This window comes from Priestia megaterium (assembly GCF_023824195.1).
Taxonomy (GTDB): domain Bacteria; phylum Bacillota; class Bacilli; order Bacillales; family Bacillaceae_H; genus Priestia; species Priestia megaterium_D.
In genome coordinates, this window is record NZ_CP085442.1 from 2,439,587 (window position 1) to 2,463,017 (window position 23,431).

24 protein-coding genes and 1 riboswitch are annotated in these 23,431 nt (G+C 38.2%); of the genes, 16 read left to right on the forward strand and 8 right to left on the reverse strand.

The annotated features are described in order from the left end of the window. Window positions 1-128 precede the first annotated feature (128 nt). Entirely contained in the window at window positions 129-1,439 is a 1,311-nt protein-coding gene (locus tag LIS78_RS12330; protein WP_195780042.1) for a CitMHS family transporter, read from the forward strand. A 32-nt stretch (window positions 1,440-1,471) separates the two neighbouring features. Here the strand turns inward: LIS78_RS12330 and LIS78_RS12335 are convergent, their stop codons facing one another. Continuing rightward, entirely contained in the window at window positions 1,472-2,071 is a 600-nt protein-coding gene (locus LIS78_RS12335; protein ID WP_098287501.1) for a DedA family protein, read from the reverse strand. Between the two features lie 336 nt (window positions 2,072-2,407). Between LIS78_RS12335 and LIS78_RS12340 the strand changes: the two genes are divergently transcribed. The 8 genes from LIS78_RS12340 to LIS78_RS12375 all read left to right on the forward strand — a co-directional run bounded on the left by LIS78_RS12340 (window position 2,408) and on the right by LIS78_RS12375 (window position 9,954). Further along, entirely contained in the window at window positions 2,408-3,688 is a 1,281-nt protein-coding gene (locus tag LIS78_RS12340; RefSeq protein ID WP_252285262.1) for a GntP family permease, read from the forward strand. Between the two features lie 19 nt (window positions 3,689-3,707). Further along, window positions 3,708-4,484, forward strand: a complete 777-nt coding sequence (locus tag LIS78_RS12345; protein WP_252285263.1) for a 3-hydroxybutyrate dehydrogenase — start codon at window positions 3,708-3,710, stop codon at window positions 4,482-4,484. 195 nt (window positions 4,485-4,679) lie between these two features. After that, window positions 4,680-6,140 (forward strand): aminoacyl-histidine dipeptidase, encoded by a 1,461-nt coding sequence (locus LIS78_RS12350; protein WP_252285264.1) that lies wholly within the window; start codon window positions 4,680-4,682, stop codon window positions 6,138-6,140. A 490-nt stretch (window positions 6,141-6,630) separates the two neighbouring features. Next, a complete protein-coding gene (locus LIS78_RS12355; protein ID WP_098598380.1) occupies window positions 6,631-7,104 on the forward strand; it encodes a hypothetical protein in 474 nt (157 codons plus the stop codon). A 174-nt stretch (window positions 7,105-7,278) separates the two neighbouring features. Continuing rightward, entirely contained in the window at window positions 7,279-7,854 is a 576-nt protein-coding gene (locus LIS78_RS12360) for a GNAT family N-acetyltransferase (protein WP_195780040.1), read from the forward strand. A gap of 162 nt (window positions 7,855-8,016) precedes the next feature. After that, a complete protein-coding gene (locus LIS78_RS12365; protein WP_013057038.1) occupies window positions 8,017-8,346 on the forward strand; it encodes a PadR family transcriptional regulator in 330 nt (109 codons plus the stop codon). Between the two features lie 18 nt (window positions 8,347-8,364). Continuing rightward, a complete protein-coding gene (locus tag LIS78_RS12370; RefSeq protein ID WP_252285265.1) occupies window positions 8,365-9,084 on the forward strand; it encodes a pentapeptide repeat-containing protein in 720 nt (239 codons plus the stop codon). Window positions 9,085-9,267: 183 nt separating this feature from the next. Then, the gene (locus LIS78_RS12375; RefSeq protein WP_195780038.1) at window positions 9,268-9,954 is read left to right on the forward strand and encodes an O-methyltransferase; all 687 of its coding nucleotides are present in this window, start codon (window positions 9,268-9,270) and stop codon (window positions 9,952-9,954) included. A 99-nt stretch (window positions 9,955-10,053) separates the two neighbouring features. Here LIS78_RS12375 and LIS78_RS31375 read toward each other — a convergent pair whose 3' ends face one another. The 7 genes from LIS78_RS31375 to LIS78_RS12400 form a co-directional block, all read right to left on the reverse strand. Beyond that, entirely contained in the window at window positions 10,054-10,188 is a 135-nt protein-coding gene (locus LIS78_RS31375; RefSeq protein ID WP_268241062.1) for a hypothetical protein, read from the reverse strand. Window positions 10,189-10,318: 130 nt separating this feature from the next. After that, window positions 10,319-11,230 carry a LysR family transcriptional regulator gene (locus LIS78_RS12380; RefSeq protein WP_195780037.1) on the reverse strand — a complete coding sequence of 304 codons (912 nt, stop codon included), beginning with the start codon at window positions 11,228-11,230 and terminating at the stop codon, window positions 10,319-10,321. A gap of 135 nt (window positions 11,231-11,365) precedes the next feature. After that, window positions 11,366-11,551 carry a hypothetical protein gene (locus LIS78_RS12385; RefSeq protein ID WP_195780036.1) on the reverse strand — a complete coding sequence of 62 codons (186 nt, stop codon included), beginning with the start codon at window positions 11,549-11,551 and terminating at the stop codon, window positions 11,366-11,368. A gap of 154 nt (window positions 11,552-11,705) precedes the next feature. Then, entirely contained in the window at window positions 11,706-11,840 is a 135-nt protein-coding gene (locus tag LIS78_RS31380; RefSeq protein WP_013057043.1) for a hypothetical protein, read from the reverse strand. Between the two features lie 138 nt (window positions 11,841-11,978). Then, window positions 11,979-13,241 (reverse strand): dicarboxylate/amino acid:cation symporter, encoded by a 1,263-nt coding sequence (locus tag LIS78_RS12390; RefSeq protein WP_252285266.1) that lies wholly within the window; start codon window positions 13,239-13,241, stop codon window positions 11,979-11,981. A 52-nt stretch (window positions 13,242-13,293) separates the two neighbouring features. Further along, a complete protein-coding gene (gene lysA, locus LIS78_RS12395) occupies window positions 13,294-14,622 on the reverse strand; it encodes a diaminopimelate decarboxylase (RefSeq protein ID WP_195780035.1) in 1,329 nt (442 codons plus the stop codon). A gap of 138 nt (window positions 14,623-14,760) precedes the next feature. Then, window positions 14,761-14,943: riboswitch (Lysine riboswitch) on the reverse strand. A gap of 66 nt (window positions 14,944-15,009) precedes the next feature. Then, entirely contained in the window at window positions 15,010-15,522 is a 513-nt protein-coding gene (locus tag LIS78_RS12400) for a CBO0543 family protein (protein WP_014460105.1), read from the reverse strand. Window positions 15,523-15,829: 307 nt separating this feature from the next. On the opposite strand from LIS78_RS12400, the gene LIS78_RS12405 reads away from it, so the two are divergent. From LIS78_RS12405 to LIS78_RS12435, 7 genes are all read left to right on the forward strand, one after another. Further along, a complete protein-coding gene (locus LIS78_RS12405; protein WP_252285267.1) occupies window positions 15,830-16,948 on the forward strand; it encodes an NAD(P)/FAD-dependent oxidoreductase in 1,119 nt (372 codons plus the stop codon). 73 nt (window positions 16,949-17,021) lie between these two features. Then, window positions 17,022-17,336, forward strand: coding sequence for a YckD family protein (locus LIS78_RS12410; RefSeq protein ID WP_116072259.1), 315 nt, complete (start codon window positions 17,022-17,024; stop codon window positions 17,334-17,336). A 162-nt stretch (window positions 17,337-17,498) separates the two neighbouring features. Then, a complete protein-coding gene (locus tag LIS78_RS12415) occupies window positions 17,499-19,223 on the forward strand; it encodes a PAS domain-containing sensor histidine kinase (RefSeq protein ID WP_252285268.1) in 1,725 nt (574 codons plus the stop codon). 86 nt (window positions 19,224-19,309) lie between these two features. Then, complete coding sequence (locus LIS78_RS12420; RefSeq protein ID WP_013057050.1) at window positions 19,310-19,573, forward strand: DUF1292 domain-containing protein; 264 nt, start codon at window positions 19,310-19,312, stop codon at window positions 19,571-19,573. Between the two features lie 151 nt (window positions 19,574-19,724). After that, window positions 19,725-20,969 (forward strand): acyl-CoA dehydrogenase, encoded by a 1,245-nt coding sequence (locus LIS78_RS12425; RefSeq protein WP_252285269.1) that lies wholly within the window; start codon window positions 19,725-19,727, stop codon window positions 20,967-20,969. Then, window positions 20,947-21,720, forward strand: coding sequence for an SDR family oxidoreductase (locus tag LIS78_RS12430; protein ID WP_252285270.1), 774 nt, complete (start codon window positions 20,947-20,949; stop codon window positions 21,718-21,720). The genes LIS78_RS12425 and LIS78_RS12430 overlap by 23 nt, the downstream gene beginning before the upstream one ends. A 19-nt stretch (window positions 21,721-21,739) precedes the next feature. Next, window positions 21,740-23,356: a long-chain-fatty-acid--CoA ligase gene (locus tag LIS78_RS12435; protein ID WP_252285271.1), complete on the forward strand. Its 1,617-nt coding sequence runs from the start codon at window positions 21,740-21,742 to the stop codon at window positions 23,354-23,356. Window positions 23,357-23,431 lie beyond the last annotated feature (75 nt).

A 23,431-nucleotide genomic window follows, 5' to 3' on the forward strand; every position in this document is an offset into this window, starting at 1 on the left:
AATTACTTTTATAAAAGATATTAAACTTATGTTGGTTATCTATGAACCTGTTTTAACAACTGATACCTTTTTAGTAACGTGTAGTAAATAAAAATGAAAACGTTATCGAAAAAGGAGGAAAAATATCTATGCTTTCTTTATTAGGATTTTTAATGGTTGCAGTGTTCATGTATTTAATTATGTCAAAGCGACTTACCCCAATGGTTGCTCTTATAATTATTCCAATCATATTTGGTCTAATAGGTGGTTTTGCTAGTGGAATGGGACCTATGATGCTAGAGGGTGTAAAAGACATTGCCCCTACAGCTATTATGATTTTATTTGCTATTTTATATTTTGGATTAATGATTGATTCAGGATTGTTTGACCCTCTTGTTTCATTTATTTTAAAGGTTGTAAAAGGAGATCCTCTAAAAATCGTTGTCGGAACTGCTGTGCTTTCAATGATGGTTGCTTTAGATGGGGATGGAACTACTACCTATATGATAACGGTCTCTTCTTTGCTTCCGCTATATAAACGTCTAGAAATGAATCCACTTATCCTGGCAGGAGTTGCGATGCTATCTATGGGAGTCATGAATATGACCCCATGGGGAGGTGCTTCTGCTATGGCTATGAGTTCATTAAATTTAGATTCGTCTCAGTTGTTTTTGCCTTTGATACCTGTAATGGGTTTTGGACTTCTATGGGTGCTGCTTGTTTCTTTTGTCCTTGGAAGAAGGGAAAGAAAAAGGTTAGGAGTTATCAATATTAAACATTCTGCAAATGAAATTGCACACGCACATGAATTAGAGGGGACAGCGCAACACCCAGACTATCGACGTCCTAAGTTAGTATGGTTTAATTTTCTCCTTACCGTTAGTCTTATGGTGTGCTTAATTATGGACTTTATGTCGCTGATGCTTTTGTTCATGGTAGCGTTTGCTATTGCATTATTAATAAATTATCCAAACATCAAAGATCAACAGCAGCGAATTTCATCTCATGCAAATAATGCGGTAGCCGTCGTTTCAATTGTTATTGCAGCAGGTATTTTTACAGGAATTATGTCTGGAACAAAGATGATTGATGCTATGGCAAATACACTTGTAGGAATAATCCCAGATGCAATGGGCCCTTTTTTGCCAGTTGTAGTAGCATTTTTAAGTGCTCCTTTTACATTTTTTATGTCTAATAATGCCTTTTATTTTGGCGTATTGCCGATTATTGCTCAAGCTGCCGAAAGTTATGGCATTAGCGCAGCTGAAATTGGAAGAGCTGCTATCTTAGGACAACCTGTTCACGTGATAAGTCCCTTGGTAGCAGCAGCTCACTTATTAATTGGAATGGTAGGAATTGAATTTAGTGATTTGCAACGCTTTTTAATTAAGTGGGCGCTAGGAACTACGGCAGTGATGACAATAGCTGCATTAATTTTAGGCGTTATTTCTATTGGATAAAAAAAGACCCCGAAGGGTCTTTTTTTATACTCTTACGTTGAACTAGACTGTTCGCTGCAGCTGCTTTTTTTAAAATAGAACTTATAAATTAAAAATCCGCATACAGCCACTACCGCTGCAATTAGAATATAGGTTTGTGCATCTGAGATAAAAGATTGAATGGACTTAAAGTTTCCGATTTGTCCTAACCAAAGCATAGCAATATTCAAAGGAAAGATACCAAGAAACGTGAGCAGAGCAAACGGCATAGGTTTTACTTTAGATAGCCCTGAAAGGTAGGAAATGTAGTTGCCGAGCCCTAAAGGACGAGCAATAGCAATACTCCATAATCCGCATTTTTTAAACCATTTTTGTGATTTCTCAAATGCTTTTTTCTTTTTTGATAATTTTTTCTTTACCTTATCTTCTAATTTATAGCCTATCCCATACGGTATAAAGCTAAAAGCTGTATAAACGGCGCTTCCTGCAAAAGCAATTAATAATAATTTCACTATGTGCATGTTTAATAAGTATCCGTAGGTAAGGGTGAGAAGAGAACCAGGAAACGGCAGGGAGGAAGCCTCAATGGCCAGTCCGCTTAAAAGTCCCCAAATTCCAAATTGTTTCAGTAAGTCTGTTATGAAATGTAGCATAAGATCGCCTCTTTTTCTGTGTCATAACATTCAAATACCCATCTATATGTTCGGAAAAACTTATAAGAGAAAAGAAAATAAAGGAAGAAAGCGGGATGTGACAGAAAAAACTTAGCTTGTACAAAGAAAAAGGAAGGAAGTGTATTTTATAGCTTCTACTCAGAGTAAAATTATAGGGGAAAAATAACCGAGTGTAAATTTCAAAATAAAATACGACTTTTATTCATAGTTTTGATTCCTTTTATTCATTTTACTTATAAAACTAACGGGTGTAAACTTGTTGTGTTGTGAAATAATCCATTATGTATAAGTATTAAAAGGAAAGGAGGTTACCGTGTGGTTATTATTGTAGGATTGTTATTGTTGATGTTTTTTGCTTATCTAGGATGGTCTATTATCTGGGTGGCACCTGTTGTAGCTACGTTCGTTGCTTATTTTAGCGGTTTAAAAGTACTGCCTACTTATACAGATGTTTATATGGGAGGGTTTGTAGATTTCGCTGCAAAATGGTTCCCCATCTTTTTATTAGGAGCCGTCTTTGGAAAGCTAATGGAAGATACAGGCGCAGCTAAATCGTTGGCGCAGCGTATTGCTAAATTATTTGGAAGTAAAAGAGCCATTTTAGGGGTGCTGATTGCTTCAGCCATTTTGACATACGGCGGAGTGAGTCTATTCGTTGTTGTCTTTGCGATTTATCCTTTAGCAATCGCGCTATTTCGAGAAGCTAACGTATCGCGAAATTTACTGCCAGCAACCATTGCACTCGGAGCATTTACGTTTACAATGACAGCGATTCCAGGTACGCCTCAAATTCAAAATCTGATTCCGACTGCTACATTTAAAACCAATGCAATGTCCGGTTCGATTATTGGAATTGTCTCGGGTCTTATTATGGCGGTAGGAGGATATTTATGGTTAGCTTATCGCGATAAAAAATTAAAAGCTAAAAATCAAGGGTTTACCGAGCCTAATGAATCATCGGTCGCAGCGAGTGAAGAGCAGGACTCGATGAATGTAATATTAGCTATTTTACCGCTGATTGTCGTTGTCGTGACATTAAACGTTTTAAAATGGGAGCCTATCGTTTCGTTATTAATTGGTATTTTTTCTATTTTACTTATTAATTTTAAACACTATAAGAAGTTTATTTCTTCTATAAATGAAGGAGCAAAAGGATCCGTGATGGCTGTTATTAACACGAGTGCAGCAGTAGGTTTTGGCTCGGTTATTACAGCAGTGCCAGAGTTTAAAGATGTCACGCATGTGTTGCTAAACGTTTCGAGTAATCCGCTCGTTTCAGAAGCGTTAAGCGTTCAAGTGCTAGCGATGATCACGGGTTCAGCATCTGGTGGTATGGGTATTGCACTTCAAGCATTAGGAGATACGTGGTATCACTTGTCTCAAACGACGAATTTAAGTGCCGATGCTCTTCACCGTATTGCAAGTGTTGCGTCAGGTGCATCTATTTTACCGCATAACGGTGCATTGTTAACGCTCTTAGCTGTAACTGGTCTTCGGCATAAAGAAACGTATAAAGACGTATTTGTTGTTGCATTTATCATCCCGACAATCGCTTTATTTGCAGGAGTCGCATTAGCGGCAGCCGGTATTATTTAAAAACAGGAGGAGAATACACATGGTTGAAAATCAAGTAATTGTAATCACAGGAGCAGCAAGAGGAATTGGGTTTGAAATAGGTAAACGATTCGCAGAAAACGGCGGAAAAATTGTGTTATCCGACATTGATCAAGCTGCTGTAGAAGTTGCAACACAAAATCTTCGTGAAGCTGGATTTGAAGCGCTTGGTGTCAAAGCCGATGTAACAAAAGAAGAAGAAATCAAACATTTAATTGAAACAGCAAACGCACATTTTGGAGCGGTTCATACGTTCATTAATAACGCTGGTTTGCAGCATGTTTCTCCAATCGAAGAGTTTCCAACTGAAAAATATGAGTTAATGATTAAAATTATGCTAACAGCTCCATTTATGGCGATTAAGCACGCGTTTCCGATTATGAAAAAACAAGGTTTCGGTCGTATTATTAACGTTTCTTCTATCAACGGTTTAATCGGTTTTGCGGGCAAAGCAGCTTATAACAGTGCTAAACATGGTGTAATTGGCTTAACAAAAGTAGCGGCTCTTGAAGGCGCAGCACACGGTATTACGGTTAATGCACTTTGTCCTGGCTATGTGGATACACCATTAGTTAGAGGTCAGTTAGATGGTTTAGCTAAAACAAGAAACGTACCATTGGAAAGCGTTCTTGAAGAAGTTATTTATCCTTTAGTCCCTCAAAAAAGATTACTAGACGTGAGCGAAATTGCTGACTATGCTATCTTCTTGGCTAGTGATAAAGCAAAAGGTGTAACTGGTCAAGCGGTAGTAATGGACGGCGGATATACAGCTCAATAAAAAATAGAATAAATCATCAAAAGCATAAAGGAGTCTAATGAGTTCCTTTATGCTTTTTTAGGTTATATCTATTCTATTGAGTTAATCAACGTTAGAATATAACTAGGCTATACATAAAAAAGCCTCATATGCTATTTCTACTGTAAAGATAAATAGTATGATAAAAAAGCGTACAGATTAGAAAGGATGATACATATGGTGCAAACAGTAAATGACTTAATTAAACATCCGGTTTTTTATTTCTTTAACGAAATTTCAGCTATTCCTAGAGAATCTGGAAATGAAAAGAAAATTAGTGACTATTTAGTTTCTTTTGCAAAAGAAAGAAGCCTTGAAGTTATACAAGACGAGGCTTTAAATGTAATCATTAAAAAGCCGGCAGCTAAAGGATATGAAGATGCTCCAGCCATCATTTTGCAAGGACATATGGACATGGTATGCGAGTTAAATAAAGGAACTGTCCATGATTTCGAAAAAGATCCGCTTCAACTGCGAATTGTGGAAGATATGCTTTATGCAAATGGTACTACGCTAGGAGCTGACAACGGGATTGCAGTGGCGTATGCACTGGCTTTACTAGATGCTCACAATATAGCGCACCCCCCTCTTGAAGTAGTCATTACTACTGAGGAAGAAACAACTATGGGCGGAGCCATTACTGTAAATCCAGCTCATTTTGAAGGGGAAATCTTTATTAATCTTGATACAGAAGAAGATGGAAAGCTGCTTGTCAGCAGCGCAGGCGGGGTAAAAGGCGTGCTTCGTATTCCTGTAAACTGGGAATCGTCTTCCGATAACTCAGAAACATACAGCTTAAGCATCGGTGGATTGCGCGGCGGACATTCCGGAATGGAAATTGACAAAGAAAGAGGAAATGCTAATAAACTGCTAGGTAGGGTGCTATATGATTTACAACAAGAACTTTCCTACTCCTTAAGCAGCATTAGTGGAGGATTAAAATCAAATGCGGTTCCCCGTGAATCAGAAGCAATTCTAACGGTCGAGCCTTCTGAGGTAGGGAAGCTAGAAGATAAGGTTCGTAAGTGGAACGAAATAGTAAAAAATGAATTACAAGCGGCTGATCCGAGCGTGTATGTGGAAATGAACAAATCTTCTTCCGTTAAGAAATGTTTTACAAAAGAAACAACAGAACGAATTGTACAAGCCATTATGCTAACACCAAACGGCGTTCAAAGCATGAGTATGAATATTGAAGGATTAGTAGAATCTTCTACCAACTTAGGTGTGATTACGACGACAGAGTCTGAGATTGTTTTTCAAAATGAAATCCGCAGCTCAGTAAAAAGCTTAAAAGAAAAAATAGTAAGCCAAGTGCGCATACTTGCTCAAGTAGTCGGAGGAAGAGTTGAAACAAAAGGTAATTATCCTGAATGGGCGTACAATGGAGATTCAAAAATTCGTGAATTATGTAAAAAGGTTTACAAAGAAAAGTATGGAGAAGAGGCGGAGATCATAGCCATCCATGCTGGAATTGAATGCGGTATTTTTCTAGAAAAAATCCCTGGATTAGACGCCATTTCGCTCGGACCCGATATGTACGACGTTCATACACCTGATGAACACCTGAGCATTCCGTCTACTATTAAGACGTGGGAATATTTATTAGCAGTATTAAAAGAAGCAAATAAGATATAAAGTCATCATCATTCCTATAGTTTTTTTTAGAGGCTGGGACAAAAGTCGGTTCGTTAACGTTAACCACGAACTATCTATTAAAAATGGATAAATAGTTCGTGGTTTTTTATGATCATGGTGATCGTAGATTTCGTGTATGCAGGTCCTTCTAGCTGTTGGTTGGAGGGCAAGGCGAAGACACCTGCGGGAAAAGCGGAGCCATGCACGGAAATCAACAGTGGTGTCACAAGCAGTCCAGCTCATTTATCCCGATTTTCCGTCTTTAGATTGGATTCATTTCGTTATACCTCACTCTCTTTTTTCATTCGTCATTTATCAGATAATAAGCAGGGTTCCGTCAACATGTCAGGCAATTGAGAACATTTATGTAAGCGTTTTACAAATAAAGGTTTTAAAACGGGCCTAAAAGAGGTAAACAATTACTAAAACGATAGACAAATGAATTCAAAACAAGCTCTGCAACTAATAAATTAGTAGGGAGAGAATGTATATGAATGATAATAGTCTTATCAAGGATCCCTTTTTGGAAAAAGGAGAAATTGAATTTTTAGAATTAAAGAAAGACGAAATACGTTATCTAAAGTTCGATCGGTTTTTGAAAGTGATTAAAGCACTTAATCAACGCAGTGATAAAGGCTACCAGAGTCTTATGCTTTCCGTTGATGGCTTTAAAGGTAATTCAAGAGAATTATATGAGATAGAGGAGTTTCGCAGATACGTAAATTTGTTAATTAATCAAGTTCCTCAAATATTATTTTATATTCATGATAAAAACAAAATGACTAATCAAATTTTGAAAAGTCTATCAAACAATAGCAGCCAACCGGCCTCTATAGATCCTAAAAGAGCACGTTTAATGATTGATGCCATACAGGAGCAAGTAGAGAAAACAGAGGATAAAGAGATAAAGGAGAATCTTTCTGAATTCGTATGTAAAATCCAGAGCTTTGTGAATCAGTATTAACAGTTCCCAATAGAAAAGCAGAATCCATATTATAAAAAAGTACGAGAACTCAAAGTTTCTCGTGCTTTTTTATTGGAAAAACTGTAGAAAGAGAAAAGGATTATCAACATATATTGATAAATAATAATGGTAAAGCTTCATATTCTGCCGTGAAATAACAAGGAGGAATGAACATTGCATCATATTGAAATAAGAAGACCAAAAATAGAAGACAGCGCAGAACTCCACGAGCTTTTTAATGAAGTGATCACAGATACCTTTCATAGAGAGGGTCTATCTGACATGGTGAACGATATACAAATAGAAATTGAAAGTAAAGAACAATATTTAAAAAGCGACCTTGATAGCGATGGAAAACATCGATTCTTTTGGCTCGGAATAGATACGTGCACCAATAAGATTATTGGTTGTATTGAATATGGTCCTGCTAGTGAATTAATTACGGCGTGTACAAAAGGAGAGCTGCAAGGATGGATTGAAATCGGCACAGTTTTTGTTCATCCAAAGTACCAAAGAAAAGGTGTAGGGACACTGCTTTTACATACTATGCTGCTTACGCTTCAAAGCAGAGAAATTAAAAAAATTTGTTTGGACAGCGGATACAAAAATGCTCAGGAAGTATGGAAAAACATATTTGGAGCACCACATTATTTAGTAAAAGATTACTGGAGTAAAGGATACCATCACATGATTTGGAAAATAGAAACAGAACGTATCCCGATAGTATTTAAGTCTAGTCATAACGAATAATAAATTGTCTTCTAGAAAATAGCCGGTAAAAACGTACCGGCTATTTTCTACTGGTTGAGCTGTTTACATATATGCGCAATTATAAATCAAAGTAGTTTATTAAATATAATACCTTTACTGTCATAGTAATATGATTTAAATTATACATAAAGAGGTGATACTTTGGTATATGCAAAAATGTCTTCAGATTTACTTCGGGGACATACAGATACAATGATTTTGAAATTACTTCTCAGCGGCGATAAGTATGGTTATGAAATTAGTAAGCTTATTTATACCTACTCTAAAGAGCAGTATGAATTAAAAGAAGCCACAATGTATTCAAGCTTGAAGCGCCTGGAAAAAGACGGTCATATTCTTTCTTACTGGGGAGATGCTGTACAAGGCGGTCGCAGAAAATACTATAAAATTACAGAACAAGGAAAAAGCGTATATAAACAAAACAAAGAAAACTGGGAGCAAGCGAAAAAAATTATTGATTTATTGTTGTAAGAAAGGATGATGTTATAAATGAACGAAAAAATAAAAAATCATGTGCATAACATTTTGGCTCCTTATCAGGATGTAAAAAATGTTCAAGATCTAGAAGAAGAATTATCACAGAACTTGCAGGAAAAATTTACAGATTACAAAAAAGACGGACATAATGAAGAACAGGCTTATTATATGACAATCAATTCTATCGGTGATATCACAGAGCTTATTCAATCAATGAATGTAGAAACAAAGGAATTGAAGCAAACCGTCCCTATGGATTTTTCAAAGACCGAGCTTACAAAATCTGATTTTCGTTCTGTATCGGTGTATAAAGGGAAATTTAATGCAAGTAATTTGAATGAATCTGATTTTAGCTACGCAGATCTTACAGACTGCATGTTTAAAAGCAGCAATTTAACGAAAGCAATATTTCATCACGTTAATTTGACAGGCGTACAATTTAAATGGGCAAATTTTAAACAGGCCAGTTTTAAAGACTGTATCTATGACAGTACGTACTTTAAGCAATGTAATTTAACAGACATTGTATTTGACGAAGAAATATTTAACGGAACAATCTTTGAAGGAACATCATTAAAAAAAGCCTCATTTCGCAACGCAACTTTGCTAAATGTACAGTTTCGAGGATCAGATTTAAAGAAATCCGATTTTGAAGGTGCAAAAATGGATAAATTGACATATAACTTTTTAAAAAGTGCCAAGATAGATCTTAGTAAAGTTACGATGATTTAAAGATAAAAAAGACCTCTCTGAAGGTCTTTTTTTTATGGACATATAACAATTCTTTTTAAGAGCGAGCAGGATAGTTTATTAGAGAGCTAGAACACATTCATAATACGAACGATTACGGCAACAAGCTGGATATGAGAAGAACATATTCGTATCTTTGAAACAATAATAAAGCTTTTATCACTTATGTGGAGGAGTATGGAAATGTCTATATATGAAATTTGGAATGAAGTGGATCTTTATATGAATGATAAGCTTATACAACCTGACCCCATTCTTGATGAGGTATTGAAGGCAAATCAAGAGGCTGGATTACCTGCCATCGACGTATCGCCTAGTCAAGGAAAGTTTCTGCATTTGTTAGCTTCATTAAAAGGAGCTAAACGCATTTTGGAAATTGGTACTCTTGGAGGGTACAGCACGATTTGGCTAGCCAGAGCTCTTCCGAAAGACGGACAGCTGATTACACTCGAGTTAAGCGCTCAGCATGCGGAAGTAGCAAGAGCTAATTTAAAAAGAGCGGGAGTAAGTCACTTAGTAGAAGTCATTGTCGGCCCCGGGCTTGATACATTAGCTGTATTAAAGGATAGGGGAACAGAGCCGTTTGATCTTATCTTTATTGATGCTGACAAGCCGAATAACCCAAATTACTTAAAGTGGGCTCTAGAATTATCGAAAAAAGGAAGTCTGATTATTTGTGATAATGTTGTTCGTCAAGGGCATGTGGTGAACTCAGAAAGTAAAGATGAAAATGTAAAGGGGATTCGCCAATTTATGAATGCTCTGGCTCAAGAAAAACGAATCAGCGCCACAGCTATACAAACCGTTGGAAGCAAAGGCTATGATGGATTCATTTTAGGGATTGTTGAATGATAAAATTTGTATTACACATAAAAAGAGACGGAGACATAACTAAATCCATCCAATCTAAAGATGAACAAATGGGATCAATGAGCTCGTATGGATTACTTGTCACAACGCTGTTGATTTCCGTGCAAGACTTCGCTTTCCGCGGGCGGCCGGTGAGCCTCCTCGTCGCTTCCGCTCCTGTGGGGTCTCACCTATTCCGCTTTTCCCGCAGGAGTCTCCGCCTTGCCCTCCAATCAACAGCTAGAAGCAAATACATACATGAAACCTACGTTCATCATCACCCTAAAAAAATCCGAACGAGTTGGATTCTCAATCAAACTCGTTCGGATTGTCCTTCAACTAACATACTTTTGTTCCAGCCTCTTTTTTAAATGGGCCTCAATTTATCTGTCATTTGTTTTTCGGTTAAAAAATTAATCAATTCTCGTACAGCGAATGAACTGTAGCGCTCTTTTAACAGAATAATTCCAAGTTCCCACATCATTTCAGGATCTGCAATAGGTATCGTAATAATATTAGGATCTTTCACTTTGGCATAAAGCGATTCAGGTAAAATAGCAATACCTAGTTCTGCCGCTGTTAATTCAATAATTAAATCCCATTGAGAACTTTTATACGCTATAGAAGGCACAAAGCCTGATTTTAAAGCATCTTGAATTAACCGGTCGTGCAGCGTAAATTCTTCACTGAACATAATGAATTTTTCATGCTCCAATTCTTTCATCCAAACGGAAGAACGTTTTGCTAAAGGATGGTTTTTATGCGCGTATAAAAGGAATCTCTCCTTAACGAACGGGTATACGTGAAAATGTTCATCATGACCGCTTGTGAGAGGAAGCATAACAATCCCCATATCTACACCAGCCTCCTCCACAAGTGCTTCAATTTTTTTTGCTCCAAATTCAATAAGCTCTAGAGATACTTTAGGGTATTGTTCATTAAATGCTTTTGCAATCTTCGGGAAAAACAAGGTCCCGATGAGCGGAGGGACTCCCATCTTGATTTGCCCTGTTTGCAAGTTCATTAAATCTCCCAACAAGTGAGGCATGTCTTTTAACACCGACAGAGCTTTAGTTGCCTGATGATACACAACTTTTCCTGCATCGGTTAGCTTTAATTCTCTTGTCGAACGATCAAGAAGCTCAAATCCTAGTTCATTTTCTACTTTTTTGACGGCTTTACTTAAAGCCGTTTGTGACAAATGAACTTGCAGCGCTGCCTTTGTAAAATTTTTATGATTTGCTACCTCTATAAAGTATTCTAAGTCTCTGATTTCCATGTGAAACTCCATTTCTGCAAACTGCTTATCCTTTTTCTTTACTCTTTATTTTAACCATTAAATTATTTACTGTAAATGCGCTGATTAAAAAGAGGGGGATGTATCCAATGAATAAAAACAGGGAAAGGAAATGAACTAAAGTTTCTGTCGAAATTGATTTATAAAACGAATAATCTTTTTAGAGAGAAACATAGATTTTGCTACTAGCTGATGAGGGATATAAAGATTTTTGCATGGACGTTCGGGCAAAAATGCAAAACTTATCAAAATAACTGAAAGTCCAAAGGCTGCGGCTGTAATCTCTAGCCAGGAAAACACCATACTATTCCTCCTTTTACAAACCTATTAATAGAATATGTAAAAGTTTAAAAGGAGGTTGTACGATATACCTATAACGAGCGGTGTTATGAAGCCTTGTCTAAAAAAATTACGTCAAAGAACGCAGGGGTTGTGCCAAACGTTCTTTGACGTAATTTTATTTTCGCTCTTCAGCCTGATGCTCTTGTTTGTTTTGCTCAGTGAGACGTTTTTGATGAGCTTTTGTTTCTGCACTTACGTGATTTGCATCATTCGGTTGATTCTTCTTTGAACCTCCTGCAGCGTTACTCATTAGACGACACCTCCAGTCCGGTTATGAAACATACCTATAGAATGTGCGTATTTACAGACTTTATACACCGCTATCGATATTACTGCACAAGAAAAAAGCAAAGGGAGAGTCACTAAGACTGTTCCTTTTGCTTTTTTACTAGGCGACTTTATCGGTGGTGATAATTTTGTTAATCCAGTCTTTTCCTTCTGTAAACCTTGTAACAAGCATCGCTGTTACTGTATTTCCCGTACTGTTTAAGAGCGTAGCAGGGGCGTCAATAATTGTGGAAATGACCGCAATAATGGGCAGAACTTCTGGCGAAAATCCGTAAATTGTAATAATTAACATTTCGCCAATCATACCGCCTCCAGGGATTGCTCCCATTACGGCTCCAACTAAAAAGGCTACGCCTAAAATGCTCAAAATACTCGTAGCAGAGGTCATATCTTTGCCAAACAAACTGAATAAGAAAACAATTTTTAGAATACCACCGATAACAGAACCATCTTTATGCGTGTTTGCTCCTAATGGAATCACCGTTTCAGCAATATCCAGCGGCACACCCATTTTCTTTGTTGCATCTAAGTTGACTGGAATAGATGCAGCAGAAGAACAGGTAGCAATAGCGGTGATAGAAGGAGCAGCTGCATTTTTCCAAAACAGCTTAATTCCTGCTTTACCGCCAGCAATCCATGCGTATAGCGTAAAGAAGCCAAAATAGTAAACGATTGCAATTAATAAATAAAGAATAAATGCTCTAGCGTACCCTTGTAAGATCTTTGGTCCAAGTTCTCCTACTACAGTAGCAAAATAGCAACCTAAACCAATTGGAGCATAGTACATCACAATTTTAACAACCTTCATCGATACTTCTTGACCTGAAGTCAGAAATTTCGCCATAGGCTGTCCTTTTTCACCGGCCATTGTGGTAGCAATACCGAAAATGACGGCAAAGACAATTAATTGTAAAATATGCTCTTTCGAAAATAACTGAACAAAATCAGGTACAGTAAATGTGCTAACAAGCTGAGTTAAAAACGTCATTTTTTCAGCTGTATTTTCACTGTCACCCATTAATTCTTTAATGGCAGAAGTATCTACGTTGTGCAGCGGATTGTAAAGTGATGCACCTAAAAAGCCGAGAACAGCTGAAACAGCAGCAGTAGCGATAAACACAACGGCGATACCTAGCATAATTTTACCGAGACGTTTCATTTCGTTCATGTTTGCAATTGCCGAAGCCACACTAAAAAAGACAAGGGGAACGATAATCATGAACATTAAATTAAGAAACAAATCACCAAAGGGCTTTACGACTGCCACATCGGGCCCGATAGCATATCCTGCTATCCCGCCAATTAAAATAGCGAGAAGCAGAATAAGCGATGATCTGTACGTTTTAAACACACTTAAAACCATAGTTAGATTTCCTCCAAACAACAATAGCTTCTTTACTACGCAAGAACAGCTATTATTTGCTCATTGCATACGTAGTAACGACTGGTCTTACATCTTTTCGCACCAAATCTTCGTATGTTTCTCGCTCTACAGCAAGACGAGCTTCTCCATTTTTCACAAATACAACAGCAGGGCGCGGAATGCGGTTGTAATTGCTAGCCATTGAATAGTTGTAGGCACCTGTAGAGGACACTGCTAATAAATCTCCTTGATTAACGCGCGGTAAATCGATATCCCAAATAAGCATATCTCCTGATTCGCAGCATTTCCCCGCAATCGATACCGTTTCATCTTTTTTATCCGTCACTCTATTAGCTAAGACAGCTTCATGCTTTGCATCATACAGAGCAGGACGAATATTATCGGTCATGCCGCCGTCAATTCCCACGTATTTGCGTACACCTGGAATCTCCTTCGTTGAGCCAATTGTATAAAGCGTTGTACCTGCTTCTCCTACGATGCTTCTTCCAGGCTCAATCCAGACTTCCGGAAGGGTATAATTTTGTTCAGTTAACGTACGGCTTAGCTTTTCTGTCAGTGCATCTACATAATACTCAACTGGAAGAGGAGAGTCGCTTTCGGTATAACGAATACCAAAACCACCACCTACGTTTAAAACTTTTACTTCAAATTCCATTTTATCACGAATGCTGAATAAGAAATCAGTTAAAATATCAATGGCGCGAGAAAAACCATCTACTTCAAAAATTTGCGAACCAATATGACAATGAATGCCTAAAAGATCATAGTAAGGTTTTTCTAATGCAGAACTTACTGCTTTCATGGCTTGGTCATTGGAAAGACCAAATCCAAACTTGGAGTCTTCCTGTCCGGTCATAATATATTCATGTGTATGGGCTTCAATCCCTGGAGTAACACGCAGAAGAATAGATGCTTTCTGTTTTCGCTCAGCTGCTAAGGCATGCAAAACTTCAAGTTCGGTGAAGTTATCTACAACAAAACAGCCAATATTCGCATCAAGTGCCATTTCAATTTCTTCAATCGTTTTGTTATTTCCGTGAAAATGAATGCGTTCAGCTGGATATCCAGCTTCAAGAGCTGTAAATAATTCGCCTCCTGAGACCACATCTAATGACATATCAAGCTTCGTTAAAAGGCTAGCCATTTCCATACAAAGAAACGCTTTCCCTGCATAGGCGATTTGATATGAAAATCCGCTTCTTTGAAAGGCTGAATGGAAGGCCTTGCATTTCGTCTCAATTAATTCTTGATCGTAGATGTATAGGGGAGTGCCGTATTGTTTTTTCAGTTCGACCGTATCGCACTGCCCAATTTCTAAATGATTGCTGCTGTTAATTTTACTCGTTCCATGTAAGTACATAATCCGTATCCCTCCATTTGAATCATTCAACTATAACTTTGATGGTCAGTAGAAAAACACAAAAAAGACCCGTGAAGTGATGTTCACGCGTCTTGGTTTCATAATAATAAAGTATTATTACATTCTAGGCATCAACATCTCTTCAATAGCTCTCCACAAACCAAATGGTTTGTGACAGCTCAGCATTTATTCAATACTGAACCAGTATATGAACACAATGGATGTTTATATACTTCGGCACGAAATCCCTTTTACTTATCTTCACAGACTCCATTAGTCTCCAATAAGTGACTCTTGATTTCATGCACCTCTATTCTCAGAGAGGAAAATTATATTTAAATGTAACTCCTATTATATTTCCTTTTCCTCCGTCTAGTCAATGAAAAGTTAAGGCATAGGAATATCAAAGAAAATAAATAAAAAAGCTATGAAGCTTCCAGATAGTATCCAAGCAGCCAGCGCTGTCTTCTGATGAATTACTAAAAGTGAGAACGTGACAATATTGAAGAGAAAAGAACACAGCAGCGACCATCCATAATGATGAGTGATACTGTGATTAACATAAGCAATGAACTCAATCACAGTAAATAAAAGCGCCCACAAAAGAATCCACCACAGCCGGCCGCTTACATGCAGCGGCAGCCTTCCTAAAAATACCGGTATGACAAACGGATAAATAATTAAGGTTATTCCAAGGGAAACCATTAGGTGATCGGGTAGAAAAAGGTGATCAATACCAACAGGGTGAAATACCCATACCCGGTGATGAAACAGCAGCACTTCATAAAGCAAATTCCCCGTAATCCAAAACAGCAAAGTAGGATAGTATTCTTGATACCTTCGCCACTTGCCAAATAGTAAACCAAGAATGATAAAAAATAATACAAATGAAGATTGCATGCGCTCTCCTTAAAATAATGGTTATTTCTTTTTATTTACATATTATAGTGGTTTTATTCTTTTATCTTTTTATTCAGAACCTATAATAGAAAAGCGTTAAAAATGTACTATCACTATTTATGTTTCGCTTCATCCTGCTATAGTCTCGGTAAAGGAGCTTAAATGAAAGGAGCAATACGTCAAATTCAGCAAGATTCAAAAATAAGCTAAAAATAGCTTCGCCTAGTATGTGGCTTCTTTTTTTGCTATGCTAAAATTGCATACATATAGCATGAGAATACTAGAAGAAAGAAAAGGGTGTTTTGGTATGAAAACATACATCGTAGTTGGAGCTGGGATACTTGGAGCTTCTACAGCATATCATTTAGCAAAAGCAGGGGCAGATGTGACATTAATAGATCGCAAGGATGCCGGTCAAGCTACTGATGCAGCAGCAGGAATCGTTTGTCCATGGCTTTCACAGCGTCGAAATAAAGCATGGTACCGCTTAGCAAAAGGCGGCGCCAAGTACTATCAAACATTAATTCAGCAATTAGAAGAAGATGGAGAAACGGATACGGGATATAAGCGAGTAGGAGCAATTAGCTTACAAACTGATGAACAAAAGATTAAAAAAATGGAAGAAAGAGCATATAAGCGTCGGGAAGAAGCTCCCGAAATAGGCGAGATTACACGTTTATCCGCTAAAGAAACACAGGCTTTGTTTCCGGTTCTTTCGGAAGAATACAGTTCAGTTCATATTAGTGGAGCCGCTCGCGTTAACGGAAGAGCTCTTCGAAACGCACTTGTGAATGCAGCGAAGAAAAACGGTGCAAAAATAATAGAAGGAAACGCAGAACTACTTTATGAAAATAATCAAGTAACGGGCGTTGCCGTAAATGGACAAACCCTTCTAGCAAGTACAACAATCGTGACAGCAGGAGCGTGGGCAAATCAATTACTAGAGCCTCTTGGAGTGAAATTTTTAGCAAGCTTTCAAAAAGCGCAAATTGTCCACTTGCATCTTCCTGATTTAGATACAAAAGACTGGCCCGTTGTGATGCCTCCAAGCGACCAATATATTCTTTCGTTTGAACAAGGTCAAATTGTCATTGGAGCAACACATGAAAACGACACGGGTTATGACTTGAGAGTAACTGCTGGAGGGCTTCACGAAATTTTTTCAAAGGCCTTATCAATTGCTCCCGGCTTAACAGAAAGCACGATCTTAGAAACAAGGGTAGGGTTTCGACCATTTACTCCAGGCTTCTTGCCAGTCATTGGGGCTCTTCCGGCTTACGAAGGAATACTAGTAGCGAATGGTCTCGGAGCTTCAGGCTTAACGTCGGGCCCTTATCTTGGTTCAGAGCTTGCTAAATTAGCACTTGAAATGGAAATGGAAATTGATCTTAGCGACTATGATGTAAGAGGAGCTATCGAGTCTTAAGCAAATAGAATGAATGAAAACAAATAGAAGTTCGCAAACTATAACTACTATATGATGAAAGGAAGTAGATTGTTTGCGAAAGATTATGATAAGTGCAGCAGCAGCTTTTTTATTTATGAGTGCGACGCCTGTATTAGCGGAAAACAATCCTCAGCCAGAAACAAAAGACGTGCAGCTGACTTCTCAGCAAAAGCAGGAACTGTCCGTGCTGTACAAAGAAATGTTCGAAAAAAAGAAAGAAATACTTTCAAAATATGTCGAGTACGGCGTGCTAAGCAAAACGGAGAGTCAAAAAATTTCTTCACATATGGAAAATCGCTATCAGCATATGGAGCAAAATGGTTTTATCCCGAAGCGGCACTGTCATAAAACACATCATCCAAAGTAATTCATATTCCCATAAAGAAAGCGCCTATACAGGCGCTTTCTTTGCGTGAGTGAATGGAAAATATCCGCTTCTTTATCTAGTAAATTCTAAAATCCTCATGTAAAATTAAGAGAATGAGAACGATTAGGAAAGATGCTAGTGAGGGGTAGGTAAATATGAACGATGAACGAAAATAAAAAAATAGTTCGATTACATGCAGAAAATCATTCAGCTGAGGCGCTAGGAATCATATTTGCTTACAAACAAAAAGACGACCATCTTGTTTACAGTATGTATCAAGGTGAAAGCGTTCATGAGCAAAAAATACCTCTAGAAGAATGGGTCTCGTATGAGCATTTTTTCGAAGCACTAAATAAAAAGAAAAAGCTTATGTACGAGCTTCAAATAAATGATAAACGCTATGTAGTAAACTTAACCCCTTTATCTTACACAGAAAAGCCTGAAATTATGGGACATTGCGTGAATATAACTAGTTATCAGGAGAAAAAAGAACAGATTCAGCCTTTTATTTATCATAACGCAGATGCTGTTGCAATCGTTGACTTAGAAGGGAAAACACTTCAAGTGAACCCTGCGTTTGAGAATACATTTGGCTGGACGTTTGAAGAAATTTATCAAAAGCCCCTTCCGATTATACCTTCGTTTTTAAAGGAGCCAGTGTGCGAACTTCATAAAACTATTCAATCAGGGGAATCGAAAACGGAATTTGAGACGGTCAGACAGCATAAAGACGGGCATTTAATTAATGTAAGCGTCACACTATTCCGCGTTGAAAATATGAATGATTGGCCGCTATGCATTGCTTTTGTCTATCGAGATATAACATCGCGCAAGCAGGATGAGACGGCTTTAAAAGAAAGCGAACAACGCTACCGAAGCTTGATTGAGTTATCCCCGGAAGCGATTATCGTTCATAGTGAAGAGAAAATTGATTATATCAACCCTGCAGGAGCCAAAGCGCTAGGATACAAGAATCCTCAAGACGTATTAGGAGCTTGTGTTTATCAATTTGTTCACCCTGATTACTATGATGTTGTAAAACAGCGAATTTATCGAATGAAAACAGAAAATAAATCTGTAGACCTACAGGAAGAAAAGTTTATTCATAAAGACGGTCATACGATTGATGCCGAAACCATTGCTTTTCCTATTCCCTATATGGGAAAGCAGGCCATTCAAGTTTTGTTTCGTGATATTACAGAACGTAAAAAAACTGAAAAATTGCTGCGTGAATCTGCTCAGCTTTCCTTAGTCGGACAGTTAGCAGCGGGTATCGCTCACGAAATTCGAAACCCTCTGACGGCGGTAAAAGGATTTATGCAGTTATTAAAAGAAACGAGCGATCAGCCTTACTATGTAGAAATGATAAATCATGAGTTAGATAGAATTGAATTGATTGCCGATGAGTTCTTGAGTCTTGCAAAGCCTCAGGCGAAAACCTACAAAGACAAGCGCGTCCAAGATATTTTAGAGAATACTTTAAAGCTAGCTGAGGTGCAGCGGATTACAGAGAAAATTCACGTAAAAAAAGAAATTGATCTTCATCTTCCTCTCGTATTATGCGAAGAAAATCAGTTGAAGCAGGTATTTAGCAATATATTTAAAAATGCAGTCGAATCTATGCCAAGTGGAGGAACCGTAACGATTCAATTAAAAAGATTTAATCAGGAGAACCTTGTTGTCCGGTTTAGCGACGAGGGGCCTGGCATCACGCAGGAAAGAATGCAGCATTTAGGAAAACCTTTTTATAGTACCAAAGAGAAAGGAACGGGGCTTGGACTGATGGTGTGCTATAAGATCATTCGAGAGCATAGAGGAGAAATTAACTTTGTAAGTGAACTTGGAAAAGGAACTACCGTAGACATTCTTTTGCCTTTTAAAAAGTAGATTCTACTTTTATAAGCATGAAACCTTTTCTAAAGGGGAATACATGTTAGTGAACGAATAATGAGGTTAAAATAGGAGGGAATAAGATGGAACGCATTGAAACGGGAGAGATTTTTACAATTTTAGATGAAAATGATCAAGAGCAAGATATTGAAGTGCTTGGAAAAATGACGATTGAAGGGCACGATTATATTGCTGTTGCGTTTGTGGAAGAAGTTTTAATTGAAACAGAAGAAGAAATTGATGTTTTCTTTTTAAAAATTGAAGATGATGGTGAATGGTCTTCAATTGAAGATGATGATGAGTTTGAAAAGGTATCAGCCGTATTTGAGGAAATGACATCCGCGTAAAAAGAGAGGTTAAAACCTCTCTTTTTTTATTTTTAAATAATATAATATTTAGAATTTTTCTAAAAATATCTTGCTGAATTATTTCCCTTCATTTATGATGAATATGTAACATACCAACCGGTTAGTAAGTAAATGAAAGCGAGGGAATACCGTGTATTTTTCTTACTCTGACAAAGTAGTGAAGCTGCAAAAAGAATTGAACTCTTTTATGGAAGAGCATATTTACCCAAATGAACAGCTATACGAACAACAGCTGAATGAACAGCCGTCTAGATGGTCAGCTGTTCCTCCGATCATGGAAGAGTTAAAAGAAAAAGCAAAGCAAGCTGGATTATGGAACTTATTTTTGCCAGAAAGCGAATACGGAGCGGGTCTAACAAATGTCGAATATGCCCCCCTTTGCGAAATTATGGGCCGTTCTATTATTGGACCAGAAGCTTTTAACTGCGGAGCTCCTGACACCGGCAATATGGAAGTACTGGTTCGATACGGAACGCCCGAACAGAAAGAAAAATGGCTAAAGCCGCTGTTAAATGGAGACATTCGCTCCTGCTTTTCTATGACAGAACCAGATGTAGGTTCTTCTGATGCCACAAACATTCAGTGCAGTATTGTAAGAGAAGGCGATGAATATGTAATCAACGGAAGAAAATGGTGGTCTTCAGGTGCGGGAGATCCTCGCTGCAAAATTGCTATTGTCATGGGAAAAAGCGATTTTACCGCATCTAAATATGAACAGCAGTCTATGATTCTAGTTCCATTAAATACTCCAGGAGTTAAAATTGAACGAATGATTCCAGTTTTTGGATACGATCACGCTCCTCATGGACATGCTGAAATTCATTATGACAATGTGCGTGTGCCAGCATCCAATATGCTTTTAGGCGAAGGAAAAGGGTTTGCTATTGCTCAAGGCAGATTAGGGCCTGGACGTATTCATCACTGCATGCGTCTAATAGGAGCAGCTGAAAGAGCGCTTGAAGAATTATGTAAGCGTATTCAAAGTCGTTCTACATTTAATAAGTTGCTTTCCCAGCAAGGGGTTATTCAAGAATGGGTGGCAGAATCGCGTATTGAAATTGAGCAAGCTCGCTTATTAACATTAAAAGCTGCTTATATGATGGACACAGTTGGAAATAAAAAAGCGCGGAAAGAAATTGCTATGATTAAAGTAATGGCTCCTGCTATGGCTTTAAAAGTCATTGATCGCGCTATTCAAGCATTTGGAGCAGCAGGTGTTTCAGAAGACACGCCGCTTGCGGCACTTTGGGCAAATGCCCGCACTCTTCGCCTCGCTGATGGCCCAGACGAAGTGCACAAAGCACAGCTTGCAAGACTTGAGCTAAAACCCTATCAAGAAAAGGAGGCAACATATGCACATAAAGGATTTGTTTGATTTAACTGGGAAAACAGCTATTATTACCGGCGGAGGCAGAGGATTAGGAGAACAAATGGCAGAAGGGCTTGCAGAGGCAGGGGCAAATATTGTTCTATGTTCGAGAAAAAAAGAAGCATGTCAGCAAGTGGCCGATCGATTGGCCACAATGGGCGTAAAAACCCTCGCTCTAGCATGTAACATCAGTCAGCCTGAAGATATTAAAAATGTCGTGCATGAAACGATTGAAACATTTGGACGTATTGATATTTTAATTAATAACAGTGGAGCTACGTGGGGTGCTCCAGTTGAAGAAATGCCTCTTGAAGCATGGCAAAAAGTGATGAATATTAACGTTACAGGAACGTTTTTAATGTCCCAAGAAGCTGGAAAAGAAATGATTAAACAAAAAGCTGGTAAGATTATTAACATTGCTTCAATTGCCGGTCTTGGAGGAACAGATCCTCAGTATATGGATACAATCGGGTACAACACGAGTAAAGGAGCGGTCATTACGTTTACGAAAGATTTAGCTGTCAAATGGGGACAACATAATATTCAAGTTAATGCGATTGCTCCGGGATTTTTCCCTACTAAAATGTCAGGTGCTATTATGGAACAAGGCAAAGATTATTTTCTAAGTCAAACCCCTTTAAAACGCTTTGGCTCCGAAGCTGATTTAAAAGGAGCGGCTGTTTTTCTTGCTTCTGCAGCGTCTAATTATATTACGGGAGATATTCTGACTGTAGACGGTGGAGTTCATGCTATGTGAATAAGAAAGGAGTAACTTGATGGAAGACGTTAAAAAGTGGTTTACACCTTATCCAGAAGCCTACACTCATGACATTCACATCGAAGATATTTCACTATTTGATATGCTGAAAGAAGCAGCCGAACGTTATCCTGCTCACACGGCAACGCGCATGTATCAGCATACGTTAACGTACCAGGAGCTGTATCACTCAGTTCGCGTATTTGCAGGAGCACTACAGAAAAAAGGGATTAAAAAAGGGGATCGTGTAGCAATTATGCTGCCAAACTGTCCGCAATATATAATAAGCTATTTCGGCATTGTAGCAGCGGGCGGCATTGTTACTCAGGTCAACCCTATGCTTGTCGAACAAGAGCTAGAGCATATTTTAAACGATTCCGGGGCAAAAAAAATAATTCTACTCGATGATTTTTATACGAGACTTCAAGAGATAAGAAACCGCGTTGATATAGAAGAAGCGATAACTGTCAGCTTGCAAAAACCTTTTGTTCCTACATCACCAGACCTTTCCTTCCTAGATTTTCTAACCATCAAGCATGAATTTAATCAGCCGGTCATCCATCCAGCACACGATATTGCTGTTCTTCAGTATACGGGAGGAACGACCGGACCATCTAAAGGTGCGATGCTTACACATACAAACATTTACACAAACGCAGTTCAATCATACGAAATATTTAAGCATGATATTGAATTAGGAAAAGAAAAATGCTTAACCGTTATTCCATTGTTTCACGTATTTGGCATGACTTCCTGTATGCATTTATCGATTCTTTGCGGAAATGAAATATTGCTATTGCCGCGTTTTGATTTGGAAGAAGTACTAAATACAATAAAAAAAGAGCAGCCTAGTATTTTTCCTGGCGTGCCAACTATGTATGTTGCTATTACAAATCATCCGCGGGCAGAAGAATACAACATCGAAAGTATTCGCATCTGCAACAGCGGCAGTGCGCCGATGCCTGTTGAGCTGATGAAAGAGTTCGAACGAAAAACGGGCGCTAAAGTGTTAGAAGGGTACGGCTTATCAGAAGCATCCCCCGTGACGCATTGTAACCTGCCGTTTTGTGAGAGAAAGCCAGGTACAGTCGGACTTGGCGTTCCGCAAACTGCTTATAAAATTGTAGACGTGGCTACAGGAACAAAAGAACTGCCAAGAGGAGAGCTTGGAGAAATAGTGATTAAAGGCCCTCAAGTTATGAAAGGCTATTGGAATCAGCCTGAAGAGACAGCTCACGCGCTTAGAAACGGCTGGCTGTACACCGGAGATATTGGACAGATAGATGAAGACGGGTATTTATCCATTGTTGATCGCAAAAAAGATATGATTATTGCAAGTGGGTTTAATGTGTACCCTCGAGATATTGAAGAAGTTTTATATGAACACAGTCACATTAAAGAAGCCGTTGTAATTGGTGCGCCGCATCCTTACAGAGGAGAAACAATTAAAGCGATTTTGGTAGTGAAAGAAGGGAAATCTCTTTCCGAAGAAGAGCTTACTTCTTATTGTCGACATCACCTTGCAGCTTACAAAATTCCGCGAATCTTTGAGTTTCGCGCTGAGCTTCCTAAGACCAATGTAGGAAAAATTTTGCGACGGGCACTACGAGAAGAAGTGGTGAAAGAAACGATGTAAATAAGCTGAACATAAACAAACTTTTTCAAAACCTCCCTCTAAGCCATGGTATAATTTGTGAAAATGAGAAAAGAC

Bases quoted from the DNA above. Each gene is read 5' to 3' on its own strand.
- LIS78_RS12330 (WP_195780042.1), top strand. From the start codon at position 129: ATGCTTTCTTTATTAGGATTTTTAATGGTTGCAGTGTTCATGTATTTA.
- LIS78_RS12335 (WP_098287501.1), bottom strand. From the start codon at position 2,071: ATGCTACATTTCATAACAGACTTACTGAAACAATTTGGAATTTGGGGA.
- LIS78_RS12345 (WP_252285263.1), top strand. From the start codon at position 3,708: ATGGTTGAAAATCAAGTAATTGTAATCACAGGAGCAGCAAGAGGAATT.
- LIS78_RS12350 (WP_252285264.1), top strand. From the start codon at position 4,680: ATGGTGCAAACAGTAAATGACTTAATTAAACATCCGGTTTTTTATTTC.
- LIS78_RS12355 (WP_098598380.1), top strand. From the start codon at position 6,631: ATGAATGATAATAGTCTTATCAAGGATCCCTTTTTGGAAAAAGGAGAA.
- LIS78_RS12370 (WP_252285265.1), top strand. From the start codon at position 8,365: ATGAACGAAAAAATAAAAAATCATGTGCATAACATTTTGGCTCCTTAT.
- LIS78_RS12375 (WP_195780038.1), top strand. From the start codon at position 9,268: ATGTGGAGGAGTATGGAAATGTCTATATATGAAATTTGGAATGAAGTG.
- LIS78_RS12380 (WP_195780037.1), bottom strand. From the start codon at position 11,230: ATGGAAATCAGAGACTTAGAATACTTTATAGAGGTAGCAAATCATAAA.
- LIS78_RS12385 (WP_195780036.1), bottom strand. From the start codon at position 11,551: ATGGTGTTTTCCTGGCTAGAGATTACAGCCGCAGCCTTTGGACTTTCA.
- LIS78_RS31380 (WP_013057043.1), bottom strand. From the start codon at position 11,840: ATGAGTAACGCTGCAGGAGGTTCAAAGAAGAATCAACCGAATGATGCA.
- LIS78_RS12390 (WP_252285266.1), bottom strand. From the start codon at position 13,241: ATGGTTTTAAGTGTGTTTAAAACGTACAGATCATCGCTTATTCTGCTT.
- lysA (WP_195780035.1), bottom strand. From the start codon at position 14,622: ATGTACTTACATGGAACGAGTAAAATTAACAGCAGCAATCATTTAGAA.
- LIS78_RS12400 (WP_014460105.1), bottom strand. From the start codon at position 15,522: ATGCAATCTTCATTTGTATTATTTTTTATCATTCTTGGTTTACTATTT.
- LIS78_RS12405 (WP_252285267.1), top strand. From the start codon at position 15,830: ATGAAAACATACATCGTAGTTGGAGCTGGGATACTTGGAGCTTCTACA.
- LIS78_RS12415 (WP_252285268.1), top strand. From the start codon at position 17,499: ATGAACGAAAATAAAAAAATAGTTCGATTACATGCAGAAAATCATTCA.
- LIS78_RS12420 (WP_013057050.1), top strand. From the start codon at position 19,310: ATGGAACGCATTGAAACGGGAGAGATTTTTACAATTTTAGATGAAAAT.
- LIS78_RS12430 (WP_252285270.1), top strand. From the start codon at position 20,947: ATGCACATAAAGGATTTGTTTGATTTAACTGGGAAAACAGCTATTATT.
- LIS78_RS12435 (WP_252285271.1), top strand. From the start codon at position 21,740: ATGGAAGACGTTAAAAAGTGGTTTACACCTTATCCAGAAGCCTACACT.